At 66.3% G+C, this 599-nt stretch carries 1 protein-coding gene; it reads left to right on the top strand.

From position 1 onward, the window contains the following. A partial coding sequence (locus CXQ89_RS17795) for a histidine kinase dimerization/phospho-acceptor domain-containing protein (RefSeq protein WP_146067305.1) occupies nucleotides 1-599 on the top strand: 599 nt, incomplete at both ends.

Here is a 599-nt window from a genome sequence, read left to right as displayed (position 1 = left end):
CTTCCCACACTCGAGCAGCTAAGCCTCCTGGAAGTACTGGCCCGCCAGGTGGTGGAGCTACTGGAACTGCAGCACCGCACCCTGCAGCTCAGCGACGCCCTGGCCGAGCTGCGGCGCAGCAACGCCCTGCTGTCCGAGTTCGCCGGGCGGGTCAGCCACGATCTTCGTACGCCGCTCACCACCATCCTGGGGTACGTGGAGCTGGCCGAGGACGATCCGGACATCCATTCGGACAATCCGGCTGTGGAGTACCTGGAACACATCGGCAGCGGTGGGCGGCGCATGCTGGTTACGCTCGACGACGTCCTGGACTACTCCCGCGCCGATGGAAAACTGAACCCGGAACGGCTCTCCCTGCTGGCCGTAACTGCGGAAGCGGCCCGGGACCTGGGCATTGACCTTGGCCTTGCCAGCGGCATTCTGTGCGAAGATGCCCGGCTCTTCGCAGACCGGGCCCAGCTCCGCACCCTGCTGCAGAACCTCCTGGCCAACTCGCTGAACTACCAGAGCCCCGGACGGGGGCTGCGGGTCGCCGTCAGTGCTGAGGCAGGGCCCAAGGGCATGTCCCTGCGCGTCGCCGATAACGGAAAGGGAATCCT

This window comes from Arthrobacter sp. ZGTC212, assembly GCF_002929255.1.
GTDB classification, from domain to species: Bacteria; Actinomycetota; Actinomycetes; order Actinomycetales; family Micrococcaceae; genus Arthrobacter_B; species Arthrobacter_B sunyaminii.
Note: the sequence above shows the minus strand (reverse complement) of the source record. Positions and strands in the feature narration are given on the sequence as shown.